The sequence below is a fragment of the Pseudomonas sp. NPDC087639 genome (assembly GCF_044743385.1).
Classification (GTDB): domain Bacteria; phylum Pseudomonadota; class Gammaproteobacteria; order Pseudomonadales; family Pseudomonadaceae; genus Aquipseudomonas.
On record NZ_JBIUWI010000016.1, the window covers coordinates 41,112 to 48,717 of the forward strand.

At 60.5% G+C, this 7,606-nt stretch carries 7 protein-coding genes; 2 read left to right on the plus strand and 5 right to left on the minus strand.

The window, feature by feature from the left end; genetic code table 11:
- The 5 genes from ACIOVB_RS09490 to ACIOVB_RS09510 all read right to left on the minus strand — a co-directional run.
- Nucleotides 1–369: carboxymuconolactone decarboxylase family protein (locus tag ACIOVB_RS09490; RefSeq protein ID WP_401267033.1), on the minus strand; the 369-nt coding region annotated here is incomplete at its 3' end.
- Between the two features lie 124 nt (nucleotides 370–493).
- Entirely contained in the window at nucleotides 494–979 is a 486-nt protein-coding gene (locus ACIOVB_RS09495) for a flavin reductase family protein (protein WP_401267036.1), read from the minus strand.
- A gap of 12 nt (nucleotides 980–991) precedes the next feature.
- Nucleotides 992–2,473 (minus strand): aldehyde dehydrogenase, encoded by a 1,482-nt coding sequence (locus ACIOVB_RS09500; RefSeq protein ID WP_187678626.1) that lies wholly within the window; start codon nucleotides 2,471–2,473, stop codon nucleotides 992–994.
- A complete protein-coding gene (locus ACIOVB_RS09505; protein WP_401267039.1) occupies nucleotides 2,470–3,303 on the minus strand; it encodes an alpha/beta fold hydrolase in 834 nt (277 codons plus the stop codon). Before ACIOVB_RS09505 ends, ACIOVB_RS09500 begins: the two co-directional genes overlap by 4 nt.
- 31 nt (nucleotides 3,304–3,334) lie before the next feature.
- On the minus strand, nucleotides 3,335–3,925 hold the full coding sequence (locus ACIOVB_RS09510; RefSeq protein WP_401267042.1) for an amino acid synthesis family protein: 591 nt from the start codon (nucleotides 3,923–3,925) through the stop codon (nucleotides 3,335–3,337).
- Between the two features lie 461 nt (nucleotides 3,926–4,386).
- Here ACIOVB_RS09510 and ACIOVB_RS09515 point away from each other — a divergent pair, with 461 nt between their 5' ends.
- Together ACIOVB_RS09515 and ACIOVB_RS09520 are read left to right on the plus strand one after the other, a co-directional pair.
- A complete protein-coding gene (locus ACIOVB_RS09515) occupies nucleotides 4,387–5,430 on the plus strand; it encodes a WD40/YVTN/BNR-like repeat-containing protein (protein WP_401267044.1) in 1,044 nt (347 codons plus the stop codon).
- A partial coding sequence (locus ACIOVB_RS09520) for an RND family transporter (RefSeq protein WP_401267047.1) occupies nucleotides 5,427–7,606 on the plus strand: 2,180 nt, incomplete at its 3' end. The genes ACIOVB_RS09515 and ACIOVB_RS09520, both read left to right, overlap by 4 nt.

Genomic DNA, 7,606 nt, shown 5'->3' on the forward strand with positions numbered 1-7,606 from the left:
GGCTTCGGCGAAGGCTTCACGGGCGAGCCGGAAACTGTCCACGGCTGCCGGGACGCCGCAATAAATGCCGACCTGAAGCAGAATTTCGCGTATTTGCTCACGACTCAGGCCGTTACGCAAGGCGCCACGCACATGCAGCTTGAGTTCGTGCGGGCGGTTGAGCGCCGAGATCATCGCCAGGTTGATCATGCTCCGCTCCTTGAGCGACAAGCCCTCGCGACCCCATACGTGGCCCCAACAGTATTCGGTGACCATTTCCTGCAGGGGGCGGGTGAAGTCATCGGCGTTGTCGATTGAACGTTGCACGTAGGCTTCGCCGAGCACCTGGGTTCGAATCTTCAGGCCTTTTTCGTACTTCTCGTTACTCATCATTCCTCCTCACACACATTCCCCTGTAGGAGCTGCCGAAGGCCGCGATCTTTTGATCTTGTCTTTAAAAATCAAAGTCAAAGGATCGCAGCCTGCGGCAGCTCCTACACAGGGAGCGCGTTAATCAGGTCAGGGTGGGCAGGGCGCCCAACTTGCCCTTGTGATAAATCATCGGCGTCACCGGTTGCGCCGGCAGGATCAGATTCTTCACCGCGCCGACGATGATCGCGTGATCGCCACCATCGTATTCGCGCCACAATTCGCACTCGATGATCGCCGTGGCCTTGGCCAGGATCGGGTTGCCGAGTTCGCTCAAGTGCCATTCGATGCCTTTGGCCTTGTCCTTGCCTTTACCGGCGAAGGCGTAGGCTTCAGCGGTCTGCTCGGCGGACAGCAAATGAATCGCGAAACGCTTGCTGTCGCGCAGCACCGGGTAGGTGTCGGAGGCGTAGTTGGGGCAGAACAGCACCAGCGCCGGATCAATCGACAACGCGCTGAACGCGCTGGCGGTGATGCCGACGATGCCGCCCGCAGGGTCAAGGGTGGTGACCACCGTGACGCCGGACGGGAACGAGCTCATGACGTCTTTGTAAATGCCGGGTTCGATCATTTCGCAGGACTCCTAGCGCATCACAAACGGATCAGGCATTGGCGCCTGAGAAAGATTGATCCACACCGTTTTCAGTTCGGTGTAGGCCAGCACCGAATCGATGCCGCTTTCGCGTCCATAGCCACTGTTCTTGAAGCCGCCGATCGGTGCCATCGCCGACACCGCGCGGTAAGTGTTGACCCAGATAATCCCCGAACGCACATCCCTGGCCAGGCGATGGGCACGGCCCAGATCCCGCGTCCAGATGCCTGCGGCGAGGCCGAACTGCGAGTCGTTGGCGATGGCCAGCGCTTCGGCTTCGTCCTTGAAACGGATGACGGATGCCACCGGGCCAAAGACTTCTTCCTGCATGATCTTCATCGAGTTGCGGTCGCACTCGAACAACGTCGGCTCGTAAAACCAGCCCTCGCCGAGATTTGCAGGACGCTTGCCGCCCGTGCGCAAACGCGCACCTTCGGCGATGGCATCGGCAACCAGACCTTCAACCACGGCCAATTGCTGCGCGGTGGCCATCGGGCCCATTTCGCTGTTGTCTTCCTGCGGGTTGCCGATGCGGATGCGCTGGGCGCGTTCCACCAGTCGGCTGACGAATTCGTCGTAGATTTCGTCCTGCACCAACAGCCGCGAACCCGACACGCAGCTCTGTCCGGAGGCGGCGTAGATCCCGGCAATCGCGCCGTTGATCGCGCTGTCCAGATCGGCGTCGGCGAAGATGATGTTCGGCGACTTGCCGCCCAGTTCCAGCGACAACTTGGCGAAGTTCTCGGCGCTGCTGCGCACCACATGCCGCGCGGTGGCCGCGCCGCCAGTGAAGGCGATCTTGCGGATCAGCGGATGGCGGGTGAGGGCGGCGCCGGTGCTCGGGCCGTACCCGGTGACAACGTTGACCACGCCCGGCGGAATCCCGGCTTCAAGGGCCAGACGCGCCAGCTCCAGAATGGTCGCTGAAGCGTGCTCGGACGGCTTGATCACAATCGTGTTGCCGGCGGCGAGGGCCGGGGCCAGTTTAATGGCGGTCAGATAAAGTGGGCTGTTCCACGGAATGATCGCGGCAACCACACCCATGGCTTCGTGCACGGTGTAGGCGAACAGGTCGGGCTTATCCAGCGGCAGGGTGCCGCCTTCGAGCTTGTCGGCCAAACCGGCGGTGTAGTGGAAGAACTCCGGCAGATAGCTGACCTGACCGCGGGTTTCGCGGATCAGCTTGCCGTTGTCGCGGCTTTCCAGCTGCGCCAGATGCTCTTTGTTTTCAGCGATCAAGTCCCCGAGGCGACGTAGCAGTTTGCCGCGCGCGGTGGCGGTCAGGCCACGCCACGCGGGGCTGTCGAAGGCCTGTTGGGCGACTTGAACGGCGCGCTCGACATCGGCCTCATCGGCATCGGGCAGTTCGGCCCAGGCTTGGGCGGTGGCCGGGTTGAGGCTTTCGAAAGTCTTGCCGGAGAGGGCATCGACCCATTCTCCGCCGATGCACATCTGGAAGCGTGCGAGTGTCATGCAACGATCCCCTTTATATGGTTTTGTCGGGAGTGTGCGAATTCGAGAAATTCCAGCAACGTCTGGTTGACCAGTCGCGGGGACTCTACGGGCATCATATGCCGTTGCTCGGGCAGCACGGCAACCTTCGCGCCGGGGATGCGTCGGGCCAGTTGCTCGGCCATTTCGGGGGTCGAACCGGGGTCGAGTTCACCCGTGGCGATCAGCGTCGGCGCCTGAATACTGCCCAGATCATCGACGCGGTACATGTCTTGAGTGGCGAACAATTCGTAAGTGGTCAAGTAGCCCTGAGGATCATTGCCGGCGAGTGTCTGGCGGATCGCGGCGATCTGCGCCGGATTGGCCGCCTGATATTCGCGGCTGAACCAGCGTGACAGCGCCGCTTCGGCATTGGCATCCGGGCCGTGTTCGGCAGCCTGAGCGGTGCGCGCGATGACCCCGGCACGCTGTTCTTCACTGCGGTTGAACACGCTGTTGAGTACCACCAGGCTTTGCAGGCGCTGCGGGTAATGCAGGGCAAATGCCCGCGCCACCAGGCCGCCCATGGAGAAACCGATCACCGCTGCCTCGGGCAGGTTCAGGTGATCGAGCAACTCCAGCAACTGATCGGCGTAACCGAGCAGGTTGGTGCCACTGGCCGGTCGCGGGCTGGCGCCGTGGCCGAGCATGTCGTAGGCGATCACCCGGTACTGGGTCGACAGGCCAACGATCTGGCCGCCCCACATTTCTTTATTCAGGCCCACGCCGTGGATCAAAACCACGGGCTGGCCTTGGCCGGTCGCCAGGTAACTGGTGCCCGCCGGGGTGAGTTCAGCGGTGAGCCGAATCATGGAGCGCTCCTGCAATGCCTTTTTATTGTGATTACTGGGCTTTTTCGGCGGCCAGTTCTTCCAGATCGATGTAGCGGTTACCGATGCGCGGGTGCAGGCGGCCACCGTCGGCGCAACCCAGCACCACGACGATTTCGTCGGCACGCGGCGCGTCTTCGATCTGCATTTCCAGAGTGATGTAGTGCGAACGCAGACCTTCGTCGTCTTTGTGCATCATCGGGATCTGAATCGAAGTGCCCGGGCCGCCGCGCTTGTTGGTGAAGCTCAGGTAGCTCTTGGCCTTGACCGCTTCGCGGTAGTGGTTGCCAAAGCGCAGGGTGTGGATCACGGCGGAGGCGTGTTCGATTTCGCCGTCAGCACCGACCACTGCCGCTTTACCGTAAGCCTCGATCTTCTCGGCACCGCCAATGATGCCGACCAGACGCTCGACCATCATGGCGCCCAGGTCGGAGCAGTTGGCGCGGATCTGCGGTTTCAGGTCTTCGACAAAGCCGTTACCCACCCAAGGGTTTTTCATCACGACAGCGAGGCCGACCATGGTCACTGGCTTATCAGTGGCTCTGCCGCCTTCGATGAAGGTTTCTTCGACATAGCTGACGATCTTGCGAATTTCGAAACTCATGAGCTGCTCCGTTGGGGGATTAAGAGTGTCTGTGCGTCTTATGGTATACCATAATACCGATCGCGCAAGTCCCCCTCGCAAGTTTTGCCTTATCCATCCGGCGAATGGCCATGCATTCACCCGCCACCGCAAATCCAAAGATCACCTCCGGCCCCTGTGGGAGCGAGCCTGCTCGCGAAAGCGGTGGGTCAGCCAACAAAGAGGGTGACTGTTACGCCGCCTTCGCGAGCAGGCTCGCTCCCACAGGGGAATTGCTTGGTTACAAGGGGCCGCTTTTGGTTAACAAAAGATAACGTGGCGCCGATTGTCAGACGTTTCTAAAGCCCGATAGGATGAGCCAGCTTCCGAAGGGGCTCTGGATTGCGGGTTTGAGGACTATGCTTCTTACCAGCGATTGGCGGAGCACCCTTGCGGCGCCCTTGAAGGCCAATGGCCTAACAATAATAAATAGGGGAAGGTCTATGAGTCGTTGCCGCCCGCCGGCGTTACGCAACACCGCGTTGCTGACCACAGCACTCGCGCTGCTGGGCTTTGCCACGTTGTCGGCACCTGTGATTGCCGCCGAGGCTCCGGCCGACGTGGTCTATGCCAGCGCATCCGCCAAAGCGGCGAAAAGCCTGATTCTCGATGTCGTCCACGCCGGAGCACGGTTGGTGGCGGTCGGGGATCGCGGGCACATTCTCTATTCCGATGACCAGGGCAAGACCTGGACCCAGGCCAAGGTACCGAGCCGGCAGTTGCTGACGGCGGTTTACTTCGTCGATGACAAACACGGCTGGGCGGTCGGCCATGACGCGCAGATTCTCGCCAGCGAGGACGGCGGTCTGACCTGGACCAAGCAATTCGAAGACCTCAAACGCGAATCGCCGCTGCTCGACGTCTGGTTCAAGGACGTCAACAGCGGCCTCGCCGTGGGTGCTTACGGCGCACTGCTGGAAACGACCGATGGCGGCAAGAACTGGGAAGACGTCAGCGACCGCCTCGACAACGAAGACCAGTTCCACCTCAACGCCATCGCGGCGGTAAAAGACGCTGGGCTTTTTATCGTCGGCGAGTCGGGCAGCATGTTTCGCTCCGCCGACTGGGGCCAGACCTGGGAAAAACTCGAAGGCCCTTACGAAGGCTCGCTGTTCGGCGTGATCGGCACTGCGCAACCGCAGACGCTGCTGGCCTACGGCTTGCGCGGCAACCTCTACCGCTCCACTGATTTCGGCAGCACCTGGGAACAGGTTGAATTGAAGGCTGCACGCGGTTCGCTGGAGTTCGGTTTGTCCGGTGCCACGCTGCTTGAGGACGGCTCCATCGTCATCGTCGGCAACGGCGGCTCGGTGATCAGCAGCAGCGACAACGGCGAAACTTTCAGCGTGTTCAACCGCCCGGATCGCATTTCCCTGTCGTCGGTCACTGCTGCCGGCGACGGCAACCTGATTCTGACCGGGCAGGGTGGCGTCCACACCACACAGCCAAACGGCGCCGAGATCAACAATAAGAAGGCGGGGCTATGACTTCCTTGATTACTCCTCAGCAGGAAAAAGCGACGCTCCTCGAACGTCTGATTTTCAACAACCGCCCGGCCGTGATCCTGATCTGTCTGGTGGTCAGCATTTTCCTGTTCTGGCAGGCCACGCTGATCCGGCCGTCCACCAGTTTCGAAAAAATGATCCCGCTGCAGCATCCGTTCATCGAGAAGATGATGGAGCACCGCAACGATCTGGCGAACCTGGGCAACACCGTGCGTATTTCGGTGGAAGCCACCGATGGCGACATCTTCTCCAAGGAGTACATGGAGACCCTTCGTCAGATCAACGACGAGGTGTTCTACATCTCCGGTGTTGACCGCTCCGGTCTGAAGTCACTGTGGAGTCCGAGCGTGCGCTGGACCGAAGTGACCGAAGAGGGTTTCGCCGGCGGCGAAGTGATCCCGCAGAGCTACAACGGCTCGCAGGACAGCCTCGATCTGCTGCGCAACAATGTGCTCAAGTCCGGTCAGGTCGGGCGTCTGGTGGCCAACGACTTCAAATCGAGCATCGTCGACATCCCGCTGCTGGAGTCCTACCCCGACCCGCAGGATCAGGGCAAGTTGCTGGCGCTGGACTATCGCAAGTTCTCCCATGAGCTCGAAGACAAGATCCGCAACAAGTTCGAAGCGCAGAACCCCAACGTCAAAATTCACATCGTCGGTTTCGCCAAGAAAGTCGGCGACTTGATCGATGGCCTGGTGATGGTGGTGTTGTTCTTCGGCATCGCCTTCGTCATCACCCTGATTTTGCTGCTGTGGTTCACCAACTGCGTGCGCAGCACCATCGCGGTGTTGAGCACGACGCTGGTGGCGGTGGTCTGGCAACTGGGGTTGATGCACTTTTTCGGCTTTGGCCTCGATCCGTATTCGATGCTGGTGCCGTTCCTGATCTTCGCCATCGGCATTTCCCACGGCGTGCAGAAGATCAACGGTATCGCCCTGCAATCCAGTGAGGCGGACAACGCCCTGACTGCCGCGCGGCGCACGTTCCGGCAACTGTTCCTGCCGGGGATGATCGCGATTCTGGCGGATGCGGTGGGTTTCATCACGCTGCTGATCATCGACATCGGCGTGATCCGCGAACTGGCCATCGGCGCGTCCATTGGCGTGGCGGTGATTGTGTTCACCAACCTGATCCTGCTGCCGGTAGCAATTTCCTATGTCGGCATCAGCAAGCGGGCGATTGACAAGAGCAAGAAGGACGCAAACCGCGAACATCCGTTCTGGCGCCTGCTGTCGAACTTTGCCAGCCCGAAAGTTGCCCCCATCTCTGTGGCTCTGGCGCTGATCGCCTTCGGCGGCGGCCTCTGGTACAGCCAGAACCTGAAAATCGGCGACCTCGACCAGGGCGCGCCGGAGTTGCGTCCGGACTCGCGCTACAACAAGGACAACAACTTCATCATCAGCAACTACTCGACCAGTTCCGACGTGCTGGTGGTGATGGTCAAGACCAAGGCTGAAGGTTGCTCACGCTTTGAGGCGATGGCGCCGATCGACGAGCTGATGTGGAAGATGCAGAACACCGAGGGCGTGCAGTCGGCGATCTCGCTGGTGACCGTGTCCAAGCAAATGATCAAGGGCATGAACGAGGGCAACCTGAAATGGGAAACCCTGTCACGCAACCCCGACGTGCTGAACAACTCGATTGCCCGCGCTGACGGTCTGTACAACAACAGCTGCTCGCTGGCCCCGGTGCTGGTGTTCCTCAACGATCACAAGGCGGAAACCCTTGATCGTGCGGTGCAGGCGGTGCAGGAATTCGCCAAGGACAACAACAAGGACGGTCTGGAATTCATCCTTGCTGCCGGTAATGCCGGGATCGAAGCGGCCACCAACGAAGTCATCAAACAGGCTGAGCTGACCATCCTGATTCTGGTGTACATCTGCGTGGCGGTGATGTGCATGATCACCTTCCGTTCGTGGGCGGCGACTTTGTGCATCGTCCTGCCGCTGGTGCTGACCTCGGTACTGGGCAACGCGCTGATGGCGTTCATGGGCATCGGCGTCAAAGTCGCGACCTTGCCAGTGGTGGCGCTGGGCGTAGGCATCGGCGTGGACTACGGCATCTACATCTACAGCCGTCTGGAAAGTTTCCTGCGTGCCGGCCTGCCGTTGCAGGAAGCCTATTACCAGACCCTGAAATCCACCGGTAAAGCGGTGCT